A 22,218-nucleotide genomic window follows, 5' to 3' on the forward strand; every position below is an offset into this window, starting at 1 on the left:
ATAAGGTTCTTTTACTTGGAGCGTGTAAGTAACAGGGTAGGTGCCTTTAGTGCAACCCCAATTAAGGAATGTGTAACCAATGGGACCTTTTGCAGTTGCATTGGGATCATAATAGCCGCTTATGGTGGCAGACGTGGGCGCTAAATATGGCCCTAAAACGGTATACTGAAAAACTGCACTGGCTGGATTCGAATACGGGAACCAGCCTACTTCCTGGCCTGTTGGCTTTACATAAACATGATAGATATATGTTCGCAATTGACAACCCGTCGCGGTTTGTGTGCCTGGAACTACTTCGCAGTACGGAAGCCCGAAATTAGCGTTAGCGCTTGAAAAACCATTGCTTCCAACGCCTCGACCCCACATCAACGGAACTGCAGTGAAATTTGCCGGGAAAGATACGGAAACCCGGACTTCAGAACGCTTAGCCCAATAAGTTGTGCCGTCGGTTAAACCAGAAACACCATAAAATTGGTAATCCATTACACCTGTTTCACTAAATTGATAGCCACCGCTGGCCGACCATTGATTTAAACAGTAATTGGGACCAAGCATCTCCAATGCCCTTCGGGCATTGATGCGGCCAGTGCCATATTCTTGATCCCATCCAGCAGGTCCTTTGTCATCCGCCGAAATCCGTATAATCTGTTCAATGTCGTCATTTGAAAGTGAGCTATTGTAACCTTTGAGCAACGATGCCAAACCAGTTACAAAAGGCGCGGACATGGAAGTGCCGGACATGTAATCATAGTATCCATAAGATGTGGAATACGGCACAGTGCTTATTATATTATTTCCTGGGGCTGTTACATCAATATGATTGCCATAGCAGGAACCTTGACCGCCAGACCAACCTGTAGCACGCACATCTGCTTCGTTTGTTGCACCCACCGCAATAATACCTTGACCAAACGCTGCTGGGTAATGAGGAACATTGTTATTGTCATTCCCCATAGAAACTACAGCGACCCGGTTAATTTTATACGCGTTTGCAAACGCGCCCCGCACTGTGGTTGAATAACGGGGATTCCCGCTGCCGTCGGTTAAACCCCAGCTATTGTTCAAAACATGAGCGCCAGAATTAACCGCATCCATTATGGCCTGGTATATCCCGACATCATCGGTATTATCTATTCTTTGTGAAATTATTTGGGCATTCCAATCCACGCCAGCGACGCCGATTGCATTATTCGTTTTAGCTGCAGCAATACCGGCCGTGTGGAATCCATGGCCGCTCCAACCCCAGCCTGCATCGCCGCTGACTTTGCCTGATAGATCCACATGCCAGTTTTCAACCCCGCCGTCTATAATGCCGATTTTAATAGAACTGCTCCCTTTGTAAATATCCCAGGCTTCAGGTGCGTCTATGTCGCAGTCATTGGTCTGGTTCAAGCCCCATTGCAATGGATAATGTAGGTCGTCGGGCGTTGCATAAGGCACGGCTATGCCGTTAGGCTCGGCATATAAAACCTCGGGTTGTTTGGACAACTGGGCGATAAGGTCATTCCTTTTGGCCTTATCGGCAAGCTTTATCGTATAGATATTACTTAAGTCAAACAATTTTATTTTACTGCCGTCTTCGGCTGTGTACAATGTGTCAGATATTTTGATGTTAGGGAATGTTAATGATACTGTAATAACCCCGTTGTTTTGTAGAATCTGTCCGATCTCAGAAGGCGAAAATTTGACATCGTTTAACGTTGCCTTCTCGGCCCCATTTACGGCGCCTATTTGGATTGTTCCGGGAAGGAATTTAACCAAGACCTCATCGGTGTAGTCATTGGTTTGCGCCACGGCATAGGTAAATGCCAGTGCGGCGATTAAGAGGATGACGGCGATCTTTTTCATGGGGTTATTCTCCCTTTCGTTACGGCGTTCTTCTACGCCAGTTATAGGTTAGTTGTTTCTTGTTTGTTCCGTCGGCGTTCATTATCCAGATTGAGCCACATTGGGGACCATAGCCTGAACCAATGTATGAATATGCAATTTTGCTGCCGTCAGGCGACCAGCAGGGTGCGTTTCCGCCTTCGATAGTAAGTTTAACAAGACCGGAACCATTTGAGTTCATCACCCATATTTGTGGAGCTTCTCCACTAGCGCCGGAACTCCATGATATTTTGGAGCCATCTGGGGAAACCTTGGGATTGTAATCCGTAGAAAAGTTATTAGTCAGCCTTAATGAATTTTGACCGTTTGAATCCATTATAAATATTTCAGATGAGAAAACATTACCACCTGGATAACGAATGTGAACGATACGACCATCTGGGAACCAATCGGGCATACGCCACTCACCTACTTGATGTTGACTTATGTCCTTTTTGTTCGATCCATAATTATCCATAAGCCAAATTACATTAGCACCTAATGAGTCATTGTAATTTGTATCCCAGGCAATCCTTTTACCATCCGGGCTCCAAGATGGGAAAAAGTTTCTCCCGCCCGTGGTAAGCTGAACGATATTCTGTCCATTACTATCCGCCACAAATATCTGTTTGGTCCCATATCCATTAAAAGCTAACTTGCTGCCATCCGGGATCCAATCCGGCAGGCTACCACCAGGCAGTAAAAACTTTCTTTCTGAACCATCGATATTAATTAACCAGATACCCAATGAGTCCTGGCTAAAATTATACCCGCCAGAGACCGAATCAACATAAGTTGTGCCCAGAGAAAAGTACGCGATTGTGTTGCCATCGGGGTGCCATGCCGGACTATCATCAATGATAGGATAGATTACCGTCGGCGGCTGCACGCCGCCGCCATTGGTTGGATTCTTTTTCCCGCATCCATATATGAATATAAGGGATGCAAGTATAACGAGTATATTTTTCACGGCGTTCTTCTACACCAGTTAAAAGTCAATTGTTGTTTGTTTGTTCCGTCCGCGTTCATAGTCCAAAGGCGGCCATCAACTGTGTTGCAATAAACTATTTTTGTGCCATCCGGCGACCATGCGGGGTGGTCGCCTCCGGTTTCTGTTAGTTTTATCGGCTTGCTGCCATCTGAATTAACTACCCAAATCCTGGGTGCTTGGCCATCTGCCTGGGAGCTAAACAATATTTTGGTGCCGGTGGGTGAAACTTTGGGGTAATAATCCGTATTATTGTTATTGGTTATTCTTATAGGATTTTGGCCACTCGAATCCATAATAAATATTTCAGATGAAAAGGTACTGCCACCCGGATAGCGAATGTGTACGATACGACCGTCTGTATACCAATCTGGCATTCGCCACTCCCCAACCTGATGTTGGCTTATATCCTTTTTATTATTGCCATCAGCATCCATTATCCAAATAACATTAGCACCCAATGAATCCATATAGCTTGTATCCCAAGCAATCCTCTTTCCATCCGGGCTCCAAGTTGGGAAAAAGTTTCTGCCGTTAAATGTAAGCTGCGTCAAACTGTCGCCTTCAGGCGCCATTATTTTATAAATATTTATGTTGCCCAAGTCAATGAATTGGTTTTTAACGGTATCGATTATCCTAACAGGGTACTCTAAAAAAGTGCTTGATGCCAGATTGCCCATATCGCTGAATTGCGGCGTCTCCGGGGTTGATTTATGATCCCTCTCATACAACCAGCTTTCGTAAACTGATATTTTCCCATCCCAATTTAAATCCGCATCAACTGGCGCTGGGTCGTCATAACTGGTGCCAAATATCGCCGAACCCCTCAAGCTGTTAATCAGATGAAAACTGTATTCATCATGGCGGTAACCCTTTCCGTTATATACTTCGATCTCCGGGTACGGTGAGTCGTTAAGTGTTTTATTATCGGCAACCCAGGCAACTTCTGTTTTGCTACACGCAGTATGTATAATGGTCCTATTGTTCTGTAAATCGTTAATAAAACCGCCACTAAAGCATTGCCCCATCCAAAATACCCTCCGGTCACATGGGATTTGGTCTACCATTCTAGCGAAAGTTGTATCAAAGATTCTATCGTCAAAAGTGCCCATAACAGCAAGGCTGACATGTTCACCAGTAGTATCTTCAGCTACACCATGATCACTGGTATAAACAAATAACGGGTCTTTTACCGTCATGGCTTTGATCCCCTGCCCGCTGTCCCCTGTTGCCAGCCAGTTGAATATGTTTGTTACGTCTTGGCGGTAAGCCGGATAATCTGTTATTAATTGTACTGAATCATATGTCTGTATTCGAGGTTGATACCTGGGGCTTGTGCTGGGGAAATCTCGTCCGTTGCCATAAAGAAAATGTATTCCATCATAGTCATTGTTAGCCTTTTTTTCGGGCCAATGGTAATTTTTATAAAATAATTCCCACATTAAATATGAATCGTTCCAAAATTCATCGCGCTTAACGGTGTCTTTTGCCGCGGCATAAGTTTCGGTTACCAATTTACCGGCCAAGCAGCCGGTTATTATTACAGCGCTTGGTTCGGCATGCAGAGGCGTGGTTATTGCAATTACTAACGCCAAGATAACCGTAACCGCCAATAAATTTACTTTTTTCATTTTAAACCCCCTTATTTTATAAGTGTTATTTTTATCAATGGTGTTTTATATGCGACATCTTTCATTACTATCTGGCAAAAATATACGCCGGAAGCAAGCGATGAATCGGGGTAATATTCATAAACGTGGGGTCCTTTGGTTTTATACCCTATGTCAGATACAAATACTTGCCGCCCCACAAGATTATATACATTGAGTCTTATAAAACCGGAGATTCTAACTTCATACGTTAATTTTATTTTATTCCTGGTCGGGTTCGGCGCGTATTTTAATATCAGAACCGGCGGCCAATGTATGCCTGTATCCTGTGGGGGAAGCATGCCACCCAAATAAACGGTATCCCAGCTATAAACTACCGTACTGCTATTCCGCCAGGCGACGCTGAACATTTTAGCGGAATTATTAAGACTGGCGCACACTGCACCTGTATACCTGTTTTTTATCAGTGGTTCAGGTGTTGACCATGAGGAAGAACTGTCTCTTTTCGCGTAATAAATACCTATGCCAGTATCATTTGCTGCATTCCAGAAGCAGTATATGTTATTATATACGGCCACTACTTGTGGGCTGAAAGCATTAAAACTATCATGTAAAACCCGGGGTGTTGTCCACAAATTATTCTTACCACAGGTATAGTAACCAGTATAACCAGTATCACGTTCTTCCCACACTAAATGGATTGTATCATCAAGTCCAATACTAATTCGGGGATAACACGAGTTACTGGTGGAAGGATCTGGCGGGTTTGGTTGCTTGCTCCAGCCTGTTCCATCGTTGATAAAATAAGTTAAGGGGTCGCCCTGGCTTAAACGGTATTCCATGGCCACTACATGGATATTGCCCTTGCTGTCAATTGCGATATCGGGCCAGGCTTTATCTATACTGCTGTCTGCTTCAAGTTGATATGGAACAGACCAAGTTGTCCAGTTCCATTTGCAGTACCAAACGGTATAATCACCACCGTGCCACACGGCATGTATATTGTTTTGTGAGTCCACTGCCATTCGTGTTCCATAAAAACCATTGCCTATTGGTTGCGGCGTGGTCCAAGCTCCACTGTTTTGGTAAGTATAATATATTTGCCCCTTGGTTTCATCGCTCCATCCTACAAAGGGCCTGCCGTTTTTATCAATCACAATGTTGGGGCTAGCGGAGGATACGCTGGGAGTATCGCCGGAAAGCCAAACAGGCGTTGACCAGTTGGTGTCCATGCCAGAAGAATACATTATCCAATGCGGCCCCCAATAATTATCACTTCGCCAAGCCTCCCATACTACATGCGTTTTGCCGTCTTTATCAACTGCAATAGATATGTCCGCGATAGCCGTTATGCTGGTATTGTTCTTGGATATGTTATATGGCGTTGACCAAGCAAAGGCCACAACGGGCAACAGCAAGAGCGGCAGGCTGGCAATAATTTTTTTCATAGAATGGTTTCCTTTTTATAGCTGTGAGTGTGTGCGTTTTGCCATAGCATTTACATTGTATAGTCTATCACAGCTTATTTGCATTAGTCAATCAAATACTTACTCATATTATATTGAAGCAATTACCATGCCAAACATTTGCTAAAACCGTTTTTTCACTTTTTAAATTATCTACAAAACCTCCGCTACGACATTGCTGCATCCAAAAAACACGCGACCAACATGGTACGGGATTTGCGTAACCGGCGAAAGTTGCATCTGTCATGGTGCCGTCCATCAGGGCAATAAGAACATCAGTGCCGCTTACTTGATCTCCGTGGCCGAAGGTATAGCAGAACAAAAAATCGGCATTCGTCATTTGGGGAATGCCTTGGGCGGCGTTGCCGTTGGTTAGCGAGGTGAATATGTTGCCAACGTCGGCAACATTGGCGCTGTAGTCTGTAATTTTAATTTGATTGTTATGTGATGCCTGATATCTTTCGTTTGATGTGTTATAATCCAGGCCATTGCCATATAAGACATAGATCTGGTCAGTCGGCCAAGACTTGTTTTTGTAGAGCAATTCCCACATTAAATAGGTATCAGTCCAAAATTCGATATAATTGTAAGAGATGGCGGTGATTGTCTCTGTAGTATTGTCATTGGCATGGTTGGTCCAGGTGTGCACCCCGCTTGTGGATTTAGAATTCGGAGTGTCCCCAGTGATAATGACCGCGCTATGATTGGCATAGCACAGTGTGGTGGCTGATAAAATTATCAGCACAACCACCGCCAGGAATTTGTTTGTCATTTTTGGATCCCCCTTTTTGATGGTTATTGGTTTTGTTGATTTATCGTGTAAAACATGGATGCAATCAATGAAGAACAATGAATTTCCTCAAAGGTGTGGCATGGCCGCGATTTTTTAATTTAAGGTTGTAAAAATAGACGCCGGAAACAAGCGAAGTATCGGCTTTGATGGTAAATTCATACGTTCCGGCATTTTTATAGCCGACATTGCGGGATTTGACCAATTGCCCCGCCATATTGTAAATAGTTAAAATAACAAAATCCGGCAGGCTGAGTTGGTATTTCAGCTTTGAACTGGTTTTGAACGGATTGGGCGCTAAATTGCAGATGGATATAAGAGGCATTGCCGCTGTTGAAACGGGTTTACCTTGTACAGCTGAAAGCGCTAACGTGTCATAGCTGTATTCAATTTGATCCAAATGTTCCCAGGCGGCACAAATAATGTTTTTGTTATTTGTGGCGGCCGACACTAAAAGGGTATGCATGGCTGTAGTAAGCGGCTGGGGCGAAAACCACTGTCCAGCGCTGTCGCGAACAGTCAGATATACTCCCACAAAATAGCTGCCGATGCCGGGGTTTAAAAAACAATAAACCTTTTTATTGATCACTAATATCTGAGGTGTCGGTGTTTCTATCGTGTCCATAAATCCAAGCGGCTTTGACCAAACATTGTTCTTGCCATAAGAATAAAAGCTAACATAGTGGCCTGGTGAACCCGGTATCCTTTCCTCCCAAACCAGATGTACTGTATCATTCGATCCAATGCTTATACGGGGAAAGCATGATTGCCCGGTAGACGTGTCCGGAGGGTTGGCCATTTTTATCCAACTGGCGCCGTTATATCTAAAATATGCCAGGGGATAACCCAGACTGGAACGATAGTCTGAGGTTATTATATGCGGGTAGCTATTGCTGTCCAGGGCTATGTCTGGCCAGGCCATCTTTATGTTGCTGTCGGGCGCCATTTCCACCGGCGCAGTCCAACTGCTCCAGTTCCAGCGGCTGTAATAGATACCACCGGTGTCAGAATCAACATGCCAGGCGGCATGAACCATGTTTTGCTTGTCCACCGCCATCCGCACCCCCCCATGTGCGCCTGATTGGCTGGCAATGGCAAGGGGCGTTGTCCAACTGCTGCCGTTAAAATAGGTATAATATATATTGCCGCTGCCCTCGTCGTGCCAGCCTACCAAAGGCCTCCCATTTGTGTCCAATACTATATTAGGCCCCAGCGAAGAAACGCTGGGAGTATCTCCGGAAAGCCAGATTGGGGTTGACCAGGTTGTATCTTGACCAGTGGAATACATTATCCAATGCGGCCCCCAAACGTTATCCGCCCGGTAGGCTTCCCATACCACATGCATTTTGCCGGTTTTATTCACCGCTATGCCCGGCTCGTAATCGGCAACTTTGGTGGTGTCGTTCTTGGAGATGTTATAGGGCGTTGACCAGGCAAAAAGAATGCTGGGCAATAAAAGCATTGCCACAAGTATTATTGCATTAATTTTTTGGATTTTCATTACTGAACTTTGGCAAAATTTCTGTTTTTGAAAGACCCCCTGGAATTACGGTTTTAACACTTTTCATAGACCACCTCCTTTTTGATTATTGCTTCGGTGATTTTACGTTTGCCAGCCCCGGCCGCTGGCCCAAAACACAAATAGCCCCGGCCTCCGGCATATGTCAGCCATATGCCAGAAAACCAGGGCCATGTTTAACCGGATCTCTTATCCGGCGGACCGAGGCGACTATCAGGCAGGCGGGAAGCCCCCCCCTGATAGATATCACGCCATGTTCGGATAAATTATTTCTGTTATAAACCTTCATGCGCCGCCTAAAACCTCCCCCTTAATTTAAGGAACGGTTTGCAAGCCCGCGGAATTCATTACCCTCGGCATTATACTATAAGATGCCGTAGTTGTCAATAGGAAAAAGAAAAAAGTGAAAATTATTTTCCGGCCTGGCCCAAGACGCAAAAAGCCCCGGCCCGTAGTTCCAAAACTGCGGACAAAGGCTTTACTATTGTCAAATATGCAAGCCAGCCCGTGGTATAACACTTTCTTAGCTTCCATGGAAAGAAAGCTATCAAAAACCGGGGCGTTTGTCAAGAGAAAAATAGGGGCCAAGACAGATCTGAAGAAATCTCAAGAAAAATCAAAGACTAAAGCGGCAGAGAGTGCAAGATATAGAGCAGTCTATTTGCTCAATCTTTTCAATTCCTCCAGCCAGCCCCGGACCACATCATAGCTTCCCTGCCAGAACGAGGCCGAGGACATGTCTATCCCCGCCTGTTTCAGTATCAGCTCTGGGCTTTGCGATCCGCCGTAGGCCAAAATCTTTTCTATCTTGGACACGAAGGAGCGTCCTTCATGCTTGTAACGGGCGAACAAGGCCATTGACAGGAGTTCTCCGAAATTGTAGGCATAGCAATAGAATGGGGTTTTGAATATGTGGGGGATGTAGGCCCACTCGCAGCGGAATTCATCTGCTACGTCCACCGAGGAGCCGAACTGTTCCTTGAGCATCTTCAGGTAAAGGCCGGAGAGCTGGCTTTCCCTGGCGCCCTGGAGCAGAAGCCGGTGGGCGGCGATCTCAAACTTGACGAAATAGGCCTGGCGCATCACGGTGGCGTAGGAATCCCCGATCTTTTCCAGCAGCATGGCCCGCTTTTCCTTGTCCGATTTGGCCTGGGACAGCAGTCTTTCAAAGACCAGCATCTCGGCGGTGGTGGAGGCGGTCTCGGCCAGGGGCAGGGTGGTTTCGGCGGACGAGACGGAATGGGCCGAGGCATACAGGTCGTGGGCCCCGTGGCCAAGCTCGTGGGCCATGGTCATCACCGAGGAATTGTCGCCGGAATAGTTCAGCAGGATGTAAGGGGTTATTTTGGGGGCGACCATGGCGCAAAAGGCCCCCGATTCCTTTCCCGGCCGGGGGTGGCTGTCAATATGACCGGCTTCAAAGATCTGCCGGGCGTTTTGGGCCAGGGCCGGGGAAAACTCCTTGAAGGTCTCCAACACCAGGGTTTTGGCCCGGTCAAATGGGATTTTGGCCTTTTGTCTTTCCAGCGGAGCGTAGATGTCATAGCGTTGCAACTGTTTTACCCCCAGCAGGCGGGCCTTTACCTTAAAATATTCCTGATAGATTCCGACATTATCAGAGCTTACCCGCAACAGGGTTTCGATGGCCTGGTCCGGAACCTGGTTGTAAAAATTGCGCATGGCCACCGCCGAATTGAATTGGCGGTCCCTGGCATCCTGGTCCCAGTCCTTGGCCAGAGCCTGATAGATGACGTAGAATTTGGAGATGTTGTCCTGATAGGGTTTGAAAAGAGCCTGGTAGGCGGCTTGGCGTTCGGCCGGGTTGGAACTGTAAAAGTAAGCCCGGATCCGGCTCTGGGTCTTGAATACTTTTTCTTTTTTCCCCTTGGGCTTGAAGCGGTATTCAAAGCCGTCGCTGACCAGGCTGTAAAGCTCAGTCAGGGGATCGGCCCCGGTGACCTTCTTGCGGGCCATTACTTTTTCCACCTCCTGTTCCAGGGTGTGGACCGCCCCCAGGCGCTGATAGGACAGGACGTATTCCAGATCGGGCACTGCCTTAAAAAGCCTTTGGGCGTTGGCGTCATCCAGCCGGCCCAGGCCTTCCACCGGCTTGCCCATCAGCCACTGGGTGATGGGGATCAGGGCCTGGGTGTGGCTGACCATCAGGTCCTGGGCCCGGGACTTGTAAAGCCGGGCATCCTGGGAATTGATGTCCGCCGACACCCAAAGGGAGCCGTAGGAGCTCAGGCGGTTGATGTCCTCCTTGAGTTTTTCGGTAAAGGCCGTCATCCGGCGGAAGCTTTCTTCAGGCATGCCCGGAGACAGAGCTTTAAGGTAGTCACCCAGCTTCGCAATGTTTTTTTCGGCGGCATTAAAAAACTCATCAAATTTTCCCCGGCCTACGATGTTATTCAAGTTCCACAGCATTTCCTGTTTGGACATGGCGATTGCTCCCTAAAGATTTCTAAATTCAAAGCGCTAAATTCTAAACCGGTTGTTAGAGTTCGGTTAATTGCTGAAGTTAAAATTTCACTCGGTCACTTTAACGGGATGAACCTTCCAAATTTCTCCGGCATACTGGGCAATAGAGCGGTCGCTGGAAAACTTGCCCATCCGGGCCACGTTGTAAATGGATTTTTTGAGCCAAAGATCGGGCTGTAAAAACGTTTGGTCCACTTCGCGCTGGCAGCGCAGATAATCGGCAAAATCGGCCATCAGCATATAACGATCGCCCTGGTTCAGCAGATTCTCAACCAGCGGCCGGAACAGTCCGGGCTCCTCCGGCGAAAAATACCCTCCGGCCACCATCTCCACTACTTTTTTAAGCCGGGGGTCGGAATCATAATATTTTTTAGGATCGTAGCCCTGCTGCCGCAGCTCCGAAACCTGGTCGGCCTTAAGGCCGAAGATGAAGATGTTGTCCGGGCCCACTTCCTCCATGATCTCCACGTTGGCGCCATCCAGAGTGCCGATGGTCAGCGCGCCGTTCAGGGCGAACTTCATGTTGCCGGTGCCCGAGGCCTCCATCCCGGCGGTGGAGATCTGCTGGGAAAGGTCGGCGGCCGGGACAATCAGTTCGGCCAGGCTGACCCCGTAGTTGGCCAGAAATACCACCTTCAAATTTTGGCCCACTTCCGGGTCGTGGTTCACCGTCTGGGCCACAGAGTTTATCAGCCGGATGACCAGCTTGGCCATGAAGTAGCTGGGGGCGGCCTTGCCGGCAAAGACCACGGTCCGCTTAACATGGTTGCCTTTGGGGTTCTGTTTGATCTCCTGATAGCGGGCGATCACGCCCATGATGTTCAGCAGCTGCCGCTTGTACTCGTGCATCCTTTTCACCTGGCAGTCAAACAGCGAGTCCACCGGCGCTTCAATCCCGTTGTGGCGGCGGATGTATTCGGCCAGCCGGATCTTGTTGGAGCGCTTGACCACCTGCCATTTTTCCCGGAACAGCACGTCATCGGCAAAAGGCTCCAGTTTTTTTAGCTGGGTCAGGTCTTTTATCCAGCCGTTCCCTATTTTTTTAGAGATCAAATCGGCCAGGTCCCGGTTGCAGGCATTGAGCCAGCGCCGGGGAGTGATGCCGTTGGTCTTGTTGTTGAATTTGCCCGGGAAAAACAAATTGAAATCCGGAAACACGGTGTTTTTTAAAATCCGGGTATGCAACTCGGCCACCCCGTTCACCGAATGGCTGCCCACTATGGCCAGATGCGCCATTTTCACCTGGGGATCGGGGCCGTCGCCGATTATGGACAGGGATTTAAGTTTGGCCTGGTCGCCGGGGTATTTTTGAGCCGCCTCGTTTAAAAAACGACGGTTGATCTCCTCGATTATCTGCATATGGCGCGGCAGCAAATTGGCCATCATGGAAACAGGCCAATGTTCCAACGCCTCGGGCATCACGGTGTGGTTGGTGTAGCCGAACACCTGGCTGGACAGGCTCCAGGCCGCTTCCCATACCAGCCCTTCCCCGTCCATCAAAAGCCGCATCAGCTCGGGAATGGCTATGGCCGGGTGGGTGTCGTTGAGCTGAAAGGCGGTCTTCTGGGCGAAGGCGCCGAAATCGGGATTGGTTTTCTTGTAGCGCCGGATGGCGTCCTGCAGGGTGGCCGAGACGAAGAAGTATTCCTGCTTCAGCCGGAGTTCCCGGCCCTGATAAACGTTGTCGCTGGGATAAAGCACCCGGGTAATATTCTCGTTCTGGTTCTTCTGCTCCACCGCCGCCACATAATCTCCGCTGTTGAAGTAGTTAAGGTCAAACTCCCGGGTGGACTTGGCGGACCAAAGCCTTAGGGTGTTCACCGTCTGGTTGCCGAAGCCCGGCACCGGCACGTCGTAAGCCATGGCCAGCACATCCTGGCCGTCCTTCCATTCAAAGCGGGGCCGGCCGCCGGGCCGGGCAACTTGCTCCACCCGCCCGTAAAACTTTACCGGATACAAAAACTCTGGCCGGGCCAGTTCCCAGGGGTTACCGTAACGCAGCCAGTTGTCGGGCGTTTCCACCTGCTGGCCGTTTAGTATCTTCTGGGAAAATATGCCGTACTCGTAGCGGATGCCGTAGCCGTAGGCCGGCAGTTCCAAGGTGGCCATGGAATCCAGGAAACAGGCGGCCAGCCGCCCCAGCCCGCCATTGCCCAGTCCCGCGTCCCATTCAAAATCCTCCAGCTGTTCCAGGTCCAGGCCCAGGTCGGCCATGGCGTCGTGGGCCGCCTCGCCCATCTGGAGATTCAGCAGATTGTTGCCCAGCAGCCGGCCGATCAAAAATTCCAGCGAGAGGTAGTAGACCCTTTTGGCGTCGCTGTGGTAGTAGGCCTGCTGGGTCTTGATCCAGCGCTCCACCAGCCGTTCCCGCACTGTCAGGGCCAGGCTGTTGAAGTAGTCCCGCTCGGTGGCCGAATATTTGTCCTTGGCCAGGGCAAAGGTCAGGTTGTCCCCGAACGAGCGCTTGATGGAATTCTTGTCCAGGCCCTGCCGGGAGACGGGGTAGGAATTGTTTTTTCCGTTTTCAGGCATCGGTGTCCTTGTTGCTGTTAGCTATAAGCTCTATGCTTTCAGCTTTTCAGTTTTTTGATGAAGGCGATGAGCATGCATTTGATTTCAATGATTTGAGCGGTCAGATTGTCGTATGTGGCGCCGCTTAGATAGTGCAGGTCCTTTGATAACAAAAGCTATATCAGGGAGTTCCGAACAGCACATCCTCAATGTTGTACGTTCCCAAACTCGGCGCGTTCATGAACCCGTGCCAGGCGGCCTCGGCGTAGCGCCCGCTCTCCAGCACGTAGAACAGCCACTGGTCCACATAGCGGGGGTCCTCCTGCAAAAAGCCCGAGCCAATGTGTTCCAGCCATTCCTGGTTGAATTTTTCGTGGGCCCCCACCGGCGGGGCGATGATGATGGGCAGGCCCAGCGCGGTGTAGAAAGACATCTCCGAGGGCTTGGTCCAGATGATGTCGGTCTCGTGCAGTTCCTGGTTGATGGCCGAAAAATAAGCCCGCTTGTCCAGGCCGTAGATCACCTTGATGCCGGAGCGGCCCAGGCAGTCGCAGCCCAGCCCTTCCAATTCCTTCTTGAAGTAGCTGGCCGCGTCCAGCCGGGTGCCGGCCACCAGCAAAAGCTTCAGCTTGCCCTGGTCAATTTTGTTTTTAAGCGCCCGGACGATGGTGATGCCGATCTCGGACTGGGCCCCGGCCCCGCCCACCATGTAGCACAGGGTCACCGGGCGTTTGCTCTTTTCCTTGACGTCGCCCAGATATTTTTTGATCACCTCGCGGTAGACCGAGATGAATTTATTGTTGGGGTCCAACGTGGGCAATCGCTCCAGCAGGTCGTGCTTTAAGACGGCCTGATCCCGTCCCCCGATGTTTTCCCGGGGCAGGGGAAAGCCGGTCATGATTATCCGATCTTCGGGTACACCATACTGCCGCAGGCGCATGGTAGCGTGGCGGGAAGGGGTCAGATAAGTTATTTTGGACTCGGCCGGGTTCTTGCTGACCCAGACCCGGTTCATGTCGGTGTCGGTGATGACGCAGAAGACCCGCGGCAGTCCCAGATAATCGGCGGCCAGGGCCGGAATGAAATGGGTGGCGATGAAGGGCAAGCTTTCCTTTTTGATGTAATCGATCAGGCTGGAACACAGCCCCCATTTCTCGATCATCTTTTTCACCCGCCGCACCATGGGGGTCGGCCGGAAGTCCACCTTAAAGGGATAGAACGGGGCGATGGCCTGCAGACTGTCGTACAGCCCGAAGAGGAACTTGCCGATGCCGGGAATGGATTTAAGCCGCGAGACCGTTTCGTAGCCGATCCGACTCCATTCCCAGATGTTGCGCTCCCGGGGCGAGATCATCTGGTCGTTGTTGGCGATGATGATCCCCTCGTTGGCTATTGCATTCAGCGGATAGGCGGCCCGCTGGTGGCCGTAGCCCATGTCCACCGAGACCACCCAGGCCCGCTTGGCGCCTTCTTGTGCCGGCATAGTTCTTTAGATATTGGATTACGGATTACGGGGCCCACAGTTTAGCGTTTGGCGTTTTCCGTTCACAGTTCATTAATTACCTAACGTTTAATATTGTGCGCTCTACTGTATAGTGGATACCTGATACTGAATAGAGTATATGAATAACAGTATCAGTTCCTTTGTATCCCGGCTGTGAATTCATCAATTTCTCCGGCATACTGGTTCCCAGCCACCTGCTTGGTCTTCAACGCCAAAGTGGCCAAAGGCTTTTGGCCCAGCAGTTTTTCCATGCCCCTGAAGGCCCCATCGTCCCCCGAGCCGCCCATGGTGCAGAGAAAGGCGGCCTGCTTGATCTTTCCCTTGTTCTGCTCCAGATAGGCCCTGATGGCCGGGGTCAGGGTCCAGGCCCAGACCGGCGTGCCCAACACCACCAGGTCATAGGCTGCCGGGTCCTTCTGCAGCGGGCCGATGGTGGTGGAAATCTTGCGGATCGCGTCCCGCCCGGCGTACAGCCAGCCGATGGCGCCCTTGCGGCTCGTGGTGTCCACTATCTCTTCGGTGTCTGCTCCCAGCTTTTGGGCCAGCTCCAGGCAGGCCTTTTTGGTGAACCCGGTGCGGCTGTAAAAGGCTATTAATATCCTCATCGTTCACTCCATTATGCAATTTTCAATTTGAGATTTGCATTATTCACTGGATACAGAATATTGAAGTTAGAATATGATTTGAGTATTTGTGATTTTTGTGCCTTTTGTGGGAAATATCATCCCAGCAGCCGGTTGATGATCTCCACCGAATCCACCCCGGCGGCCTCAGCGCTGAAGTTGGTGATGATCCGGTGCCTTAAGACCGACAGGGCCAGGTCTTTCACATCGTCTATCCCCGGGGCCAGGCGGCCGTCCAGGATGGCCCGGGCCTTGGCGCCCAGGATCAGATACTGTGAAGCGCGGGGCCCGGCACCCCAGGCCACGTACTCCTTGACGAAATCCGGCGACTTAACAGTCTTGGGGCGGGTGCGGCGGCAAAGGCTGACCGCGAATTCCACCACGCTATCGGCTACCGGCACCCGGCGCACTAATTGCTGCAGGGCCACAATCTCGGAGGCAGAGAGCACCGGCTGGATGCTGGCCTGATAGGCGGAGGTGGTGCTTTTGACGATCTGGGCCTCCTCTGCGGCCGAGGGGTAATCCACCAAAGTATTGAACATGAAGCGGTCCAGTTGGGCCTCGGGCAGGGGATAGGTGCCCTCCTGTTCTATGGGATTCTGGGTGGCCAGCACGAAAAAGGGCTCGTCCAGAATAAAGGTGTTGCCCCCGGCCGTGACCTTTCGCTCCTGCATGGCCTGGAGTAGGGCGGCCTGGGTCTTGGGCGGGGTGCGGTTGATTTCGTCGGCCAGCACGATGTTGGCGAACACCGGGCCTTTCAGGAATTTGAAGAACCGTTTGCGGCTGCCCTGTTCCTCCTCAATTATATCCGTCCCGGTGATGTCCGAGGGCATCAGGTCCGGGGTGAACTGAATGCGGTTGAAGCTCAGGTTCAGGCTTTGGGCCAGGGTGTTGATCATCAGGGTCTTGGCCAGGCCGGGCACGCCCACCAAAAGCACGTGGCCGCCGCAAAGCAGGGCGGTCAAAAGCTCCTCGATCACAGGCTGCTGTCCCACGATGACCTTGGACAGTTCGGACGCGATCTGTTTTTTGGCCAGGGCCAGGCTTTCCACCGCCTGGAGGTCGTTTTTTTTGTCCAAGATGGCTGTTGCTCCCAAGTTGTTATTGACCTACTCAACTTTGGCAAAATCCAAAGCTGAAAATATCTAAGCATCAAACTCTCTAATAGTTTATCAGATTTAAATGCCATATGTCAATCATAAAGTCAGGAAACCAAAATCAGGAAATTTCCGTAAAAACAGATTGCTTTATCCCTAAAATAAGGTATAATACGGTTGCCCCGCGCCGTGAAAACCGGGTGTAGTCAGGCGATGTTATTGGCACGCCCAGCGCTTTAAAGAGGGAATTGACAAATCCCTGGGTTTGGCGCAATGGCAAATGGTATATCCCTTTGAGCTTCAGTCCAGTTTCAATGCCTACGTCCGAATAGACTAATCGTCCGCCTTGCCGCTGCGGGCCGCGATAATACCAACCGGAAACTATATCATCACTGATCCAAACAGTCATACTACCCCGTTGTTTTAACGCTTCATTATAGGCCGGCCAGTTTTTTATTTTATACCGGGCCTTTTTCTTGGTTTTATGTGTGATGCCTTTTTGATTGTTGAGCGATGTTTTCACCTTCTGGCCAACCCCGCCACTGGCGGGGTAACCTAGGGAAAGGAACCACGGGCTTTGCCCGTGGGGCTCCATTTTATACCGTGCTTTTTTCTTGGTTTTAGAGATGATTCCTTTTCGGTTGTTACGTGATGTTTTCACCTTCTGGCCCCCTTCGGTTCATTAATCTTGGCTAGATTATACCAAATTACCCCTTATTCACGCAACAAAGCCATATTGAAATATATTTCCATCAGAGACAACCATTGATTTATGAAGAGCAAAACTAAAATAATACTGCCGCCGATAGGCAGATACTCCGGACCGCATCCCGGCTATGAGTTCCATATCTCGGCGGCCGCCAGAAAGAAATACGACTGCGACGAATGGCTTTTTTCCTTTTCCGGGAACGTGATCCTGGCTGACTTCGGCGCTGCCCGGCAATTGGCACATGAAATGAACCGGGCCGGGACCAAGATCACAGTCGGGCAACTGGCCGCCATGGGGTTGATCGACGAGCTGCAGCACTATGTGATTGCCCAGTACCGGGCCAGGATAAACCAGAAAGTGTTTACCCAGGCGCTGGCGCACCTCGACCAAGACCTTTCCCCGGCTGACACAAGCGGCTGTCTGACCGAATTCATCAAAACCTTTCCCCCGCTATTGGTGCACCGCCGCCAGATCACGCCCCACGAATATCTTAAGGACAGCGCCGTCAAGGCACCGCACAAAGAGACATCTTTGGAAGAAATGTTGTTGCTGTGGGTGGCCAACCAGAACCCGGCACTGGAGCCGTTTGGCGAATTATTTGGCGACCAGCCGCTGCGGCAAAACAGCCGGTATCCTGAATTGATCGAGGCCCTGAAAACATTCTTCTCCGGCCAGCCCGGGTTCGGTCCGTTCAACCAGAACCTGATGGAGTTGCTGCTGGCTCCGGCCAAAGCCCATCCCCATTCTTTGACGGATCAGCTTAATTACATCAAGCGCTATTGGCTGAATATCCTTCCGGCAGAGATACTGGACCGGTTGTTCCAGAGACTCCTGCTGGCTTTGGATATAATTAAAGAAGAAGAAAAGATGAGAGGCGGCGGGCCGGGGCCGTCACCGGTGCTCGATTTCAGACGTCTTTCCCCGGGCGCCAAAGACGGTCCGGACCACGAGCCAAAAGCTTTTTCTCCGGACCTGGACTGGATGCCTAACGTGGTGATGATAGCCAAAAACGTGCCGGTCTGGCTTTTCCAGCTTTCGCAGAAATACGGATTTCCAATAACCACTCTGGATCAGGTCCCCGACCGGGAACTGGAACTGCTGGCCCGGCGGGGTTTCAACTCCCTGTGGCTAATCGGCATCTGGCAGCGCAGCCCGGCCTCCCGCCGGATCAAGCAGATGTCCGGCAACCAGGAGGCTTTGGCCTCGGCTTACTCGCTGTATGACTATTCCATCTCCCTTGAGCTGGGCGGCGACCCGGCCTATTGGAACCTGAAGGAACGGGCCCAGAGATACGGGATAAGGCTGGCGGTGGACATGGTGCCCAATCATACCGGCATATATTCCCGGTGGGTGGTGGAACATCCCGAATGGTTCATTCAAACCCCCCAACCGCCCTTTCCCGGCTACGCCTTCAACGGCCCCGACCTTTCGGAAGACCCGGCCGTCGGGCTTTTCATAGAGGACGGATACTGGAGCCGACGAGATGCGGCGGTGGTCTTCAAACGGGTGGACCGGAGGTCCGGAGAGGCCCGCTACATCTACCACGGAAACGACGGCACCCATCTTCCCTGGAACGACACCGCCCAATTGAACTTTCTGCTGCCTGCGGTGCGGGAGGCGGTGCTGGGGCAGATCTTAAAAGTGGCCCGCTATTCCTCCATCATCCGCTTTGATGCGGCTATGACCCTGGCCAAGCGCCACTACCAGCGGCTGTGGTTCCCGGAACCCGGTTCGGGCGGCGACATCCCCTCCCGTTCCGGCCAGGGTCTGTCCCGCCAGGAATTCGACCGGGCCTTTCCGGCCGAGTTCTGGCGGACTGTGGTGGATCACATCGCCAGGGAAGTCCCCCAGACCCTGTTGCTGGCCGAGGCCTTTTGGCTGATGGAGGGATTTTTCGTGCGGACCCTGGGAATGCACCGGGTCTACAACAGCGCCTTCATGAACATGCTGAAGCAGGAGGAAAACTCCAATTACCGTACGGTGATTAAAAACGTACTGGAGTTCAATCCCGAGATCCTGAAACGGTTTGTGAACTTCGTCAGCAACCCCGACGAAGAGCCGGCCGCCGTCCACTTCGGCAAGGGCGACAAGTATTTCGGGGTCTGCGCCATGATGTCCACCCTGCCGGGCCTGCCTCTGTTCGGCCACGGCCAGCTGGAGGGTTTTGGCGAAAAGTACGGCATGGAATACGGCCGGGCCTATCAAAACGAAACCGAAGACCAAGGACTGATGGAACGTCATCAACGGGAGATTTTTCCCCTGCTGAAAAAACGCTATCTGTTCAGCGGGGTGGAACAATTCGCCTTCTATGATGCGGTTTCGGACCAGGGTCACATCCATTCAGATATTTTCGCCTACTCCAACGGGCGAGGACAGGAAAGGGTACTGTTCATCTACAACAACCGGTATCAACGGGCCGCCGGATGGATAAAGGAAACGGTACGGCAGCGTCATGACGAAAACGACAGTTTCCCGAGCAAAAGCAGCCTGGCCCAACGTTTACATCTGACGACGGAAGGCTGGTATATATTTAAGGACGAAGCTTCCGGCCTGGAGTACATCAAACCGGCTGGTGAACTTTTGGAAAAAGGGTTGTATTTCCGCCTGCAGGGGTATCAGTACAATTTATTCTCCTCTTTCCGGAAAGTGGATAGTGAAGAATACGGAAGACTGTGCCGGCATTTGTCGGGCCGGGGCGTGCCGGACCTGGGCCGGGCTCTCTGGGAACTGAAGCTGGAGGCGGTCATTAAAGAAGTGACGGAGCTTTTCCGGCCTTTGGCGGCGGCGGATCTCGGCCGGGAATATTTTAAGCTCCCGGAACGGCAGGCCGCACTGGAGCAACAACAAAGAGCGGCTTTAAAAAGATATTTTAGCGAGGCCGAAAAGGTGAACGGGCCGTTAGCTGCAACCGGAGACATCGACCGGCAGGCGAAGGATAAGATCAGGTTGCTCTCCCGTCTAATTAACGGGCCTGATCTTAAAAATATCAGAGCCTCGCACGGCGGGCGAAAATATTTAAAAGCTGTTCCCGAGGCTGAATTATTGTTTACATTACTGAATGATGCCGGGTTTAAGTTTTTATACGCCGGTTTGCTGCAAAACACACTCCGGCAAGGCTTGGGAGACATTGCTTCCCGCGAGTTGTTTGGGAAAAAGGCCGTAGAGTCCCTGCGGGCCGGGGGCGTGAACCGTGATGTTTCATCTCAAATGTTTTTACTGTGGGAAAATCTGCCCTGCCCCGGCCTAAACACCAAGACTTTGATGGAAGACAATTCTCAGTTTAAATTGTATTTGAACCGTCCCCGGGTGCAGGAATTCCTGGGATGCAACCGGTACCATGATATATTGTGGTTTAACCGGGAAAAGTTTCTGATTCTATTATACTGGCTAACGGTGATCTCGGTTGTGGGGGAAGAGCCGGGCTTCAAGGCCTCCAGGCGACTGTTACGAATCTTCAACGTTGCTTTGAAGTATGCTCAGGCGTCCGAAGAATCCGGTTATGATTTCAACAAATTTATGAGCCTGATCTGACGATGGCGAGAAAAGCAAAAAATAAATTCACGGGCACGATGCTGGCCTTGGCGGCTATTATCGCCGCCGCCATGGTCATAAAGTTATGGCGGAGCGGCGGCGCGAGAATCGCCTGGCCCGGCTCTTCATCATTCTGCCGGGAGGCCGGAGGACTGGAGGCATTTAACGATTCTTTGACGGGGTTAAAGGACGACAGCCTGTTCGTCAAACGATCGTCCGCCCCTCCCGATTCCGGGACATATTATCAGATAGCGGCCGGCAAAGACAAATCTTATATCCTGCTGAACCTGCGCCTGAGCCGGATGGCCAAATCCTGCGGACTTAAGCCCGTGGCGGCCGAGGAAGACAGCAAGAAACAAACGCTGAAATTGAGTTATGCTTTTCAGAATACCCGGACGGTAAATATCCTGGTTAAAAGAAAAGTAACAGAAATTATCGCGGCCGTTCCCAAACCGCAGATGACGATCGTAATTTACGACTGGCCGCCCCAGGATTCAAAGACCGCCCGGGAATTTTTGAATTGTCCGCAGGCAGCAACCTTGATAATCAGGTCTGCCGTCAGAAATATCGCCAAAACTGTTCTGGCGGCCCTGCCTCTGGAACCCAAGGGATATCCCCGGCAGGATCCCGGCCCCGGCACGATCTTGGTGGATGACTCGGATCTTAAGATCAGAAACAAGATGGATCAGGCTTTAAAACTTTATCCCCAGGCCGCCGGCTTTTATGCCGTGGCTGGTTCCCGGGCGCTTGAGGATTCCCGGGTCTGCGACCAAGTGCTGAAATATTGTCTGCAAAAGAACCTACTATTCATGGAACCGCAGCCCACGGCCCGTTCTCTGGCCTCAGAGCTGACCGGACAAATGGAATGCCGGTATGTAAAACCGGACCTGATCATTGACGGCAAGAATTCACGCGCTTCGATCGCTGCACAATTGAATAAAGCACTGGCCGCCTGCCGGGAAAAGGGCCGGTATGTTGTCCTGGCCCCGGCCAGCCCGGCTTTTATCAAGGCCCTTAAAGAGACGGTGGGAGAAAAAACAAAAAAGGAAGTTGATTTTCCTTCGGTCTCCAAGATCAGCCAATGAAAGGTATCTGTTAAAGGAGGTTGTAGCAAGTAATCTTTGTAGATTGTTGTAACGCAAGTATAGAAACCCTGTTATTTGAGCCTCAATATATTTCTTTTATCCGCTTTCTTTGAAGAGGAAGCTCCAAAGTCCTCCACGGCGGATCAGGTGGCGGAGAAGATAAAGAAGCACTTGGCCGGAAACAACCTCATACCAACTACCATAAACGGGAAGATAACAAAGCCCTATTTTATGGAACTTTAAAAATGAACACCAAAAAACGTAAAATATACCAGGCAGAATACCGCAAAGACAATATTAAGTAGCTGTAAATAAATAAGCTTTACAAGTTATTATTGAGGCTCGGGTAAATTGTATAATTCCATTCTCCATGAAATCTTTCGGGCTTAAGGTTGACCCGGGCAATTTCTTCATTTGATATTTTGCGTCCGACGGGAT

General features: G+C 50.7%; 14 protein-coding genes. 2 read left to right on the top strand and 12 right to left on the bottom strand.

Features of this window, described 5'->3' with window-relative positions; all coding sequences use genetic code 11:
• From HY768_05745 to HY768_05800, 12 genes are all read right to left on the bottom strand, one after another.
• Positions 1–1,848, bottom strand: a 1,848-nt coding sequence (locus HY768_05745; protein MBI4726711.1) for a S8 family serine peptidase, incomplete at its 3' end; no start/stop codon positions are given.
• A 19-nt stretch (positions 1,849–1,867) separates the two neighbouring features.
• Entirely contained in the window at positions 1,868–2,836 is a 969-nt protein-coding gene (locus HY768_05750; protein ID MBI4726712.1) for a PD40 domain-containing protein, read from the bottom strand.
• The gene (locus tag HY768_05755) at positions 2,833–4,485 is read right to left on the bottom strand and encodes a PD40 domain-containing protein (GenBank protein MBI4726713.1); all 1,653 of its coding nucleotides are present in this window, start codon (positions 4,483–4,485) and stop codon (positions 2,833–2,835) included. Before HY768_05755 ends, HY768_05750 begins: the two co-directional genes overlap by 4 nt.
• 11 nt (positions 4,486–4,496) lie before the next feature.
• Positions 4,497–5,912, bottom strand: a complete 1,416-nt coding sequence (locus HY768_05760) for a T9SS type A sorting domain-containing protein (protein ID MBI4726714.1) — start codon at positions 5,910–5,912, stop codon at positions 4,497–4,499.
• A 103-nt stretch (positions 5,913–6,015) separates the two neighbouring features.
• Positions 6,016–6,780, bottom strand: coding sequence for a hypothetical protein (locus HY768_05765; protein MBI4726715.1), 765 nt, complete (start codon positions 6,778–6,780; stop codon positions 6,016–6,018).
• Positions 6,767–7,777 (bottom strand): T9SS type A sorting domain-containing protein, encoded by a 1,011-nt coding sequence (locus tag HY768_05770; GenBank protein MBI4726716.1) that lies wholly within the window; start codon positions 7,775–7,777, stop codon positions 6,767–6,769. Before HY768_05770 ends, HY768_05765 begins: the two co-directional genes overlap by 14 nt.
• A gap of 1,119 nt (positions 7,778–8,896) precedes the next feature.
• A complete protein-coding gene (locus tag HY768_05775) occupies positions 8,897–10,681 on the bottom strand; it encodes a M3 family oligoendopeptidase (GenBank protein MBI4726717.1) in 1,785 nt (594 codons plus the stop codon).
• An 87-nt stretch (positions 10,682–10,768) separates the two neighbouring features.
• A complete protein-coding gene (locus HY768_05780) occupies positions 10,769–13,252 on the bottom strand; it encodes a glycogen/starch/alpha-glucan phosphorylase (protein ID MBI4726718.1) in 2,484 nt (827 codons plus the stop codon).
• A gap of 160 nt (positions 13,253–13,412) precedes the next feature.
• Positions 13,413–14,714 carry a hypothetical protein gene (locus HY768_05785; protein ID MBI4726719.1) on the bottom strand — a complete coding sequence of 434 codons (1,302 nt, stop codon included), beginning with the start codon at positions 14,712–14,714 and terminating at the stop codon, positions 13,413–13,415.
• A 152-nt stretch (positions 14,715–14,866) separates the two neighbouring features.
• Positions 14,867–15,340 carry a hypothetical protein gene (locus HY768_05790; GenBank protein MBI4726720.1) on the bottom strand — a complete coding sequence of 158 codons (474 nt, stop codon included), beginning with the start codon at positions 15,338–15,340 and terminating at the stop codon, positions 14,867–14,869.
• 116 nt (positions 15,341–15,456) lie between these two features.
• The gene (locus tag HY768_05795; protein MBI4726721.1) at positions 15,457–16,437 is read right to left on the bottom strand and encodes a MoxR family ATPase; all 981 of its coding nucleotides are present in this window, start codon (positions 16,435–16,437) and stop codon (positions 15,457–15,459) included.
• A gap of 139 nt (positions 16,438–16,576) precedes the next feature.
• Entirely contained in the window at positions 16,577–17,116 is a 540-nt protein-coding gene (locus HY768_05800; GenBank protein MBI4726722.1) for a transposase, read from the bottom strand.
• Positions 17,117–17,227: 111 nt separating this feature from the next.
• Here HY768_05800 and HY768_05805 point away from each other — a divergent pair, with 111 nt between their 5' ends.
• The gene (locus HY768_05805; GenBank protein MBI4726723.1) at positions 17,228–20,695 is read left to right on the top strand and encodes an alpha-amylase; all 3,468 of its coding nucleotides are present in this window, start codon (positions 17,228–17,230) and stop codon (positions 20,693–20,695) included.
• Between the two features lie 2 nt (positions 20,696–20,697).
• Positions 20,698–21,780 (top strand): divergent polysaccharide deacetylase family protein, encoded by a 1,083-nt coding sequence (locus HY768_05810; GenBank protein ID MBI4726724.1) that lies wholly within the window; start codon positions 20,698–20,700, stop codon positions 21,778–21,780.
• The last annotated feature ends 438 nt before the right edge of the window (positions 21,781–22,218 follow it).

This window comes from candidate division TA06 bacterium (assembly GCA_016208585.1).
In the GTDB taxonomy this organism is placed as follows: domain Bacteria; phylum Edwardsbacteria; class AC1; order AC1; family EtOH8; genus UBA5202.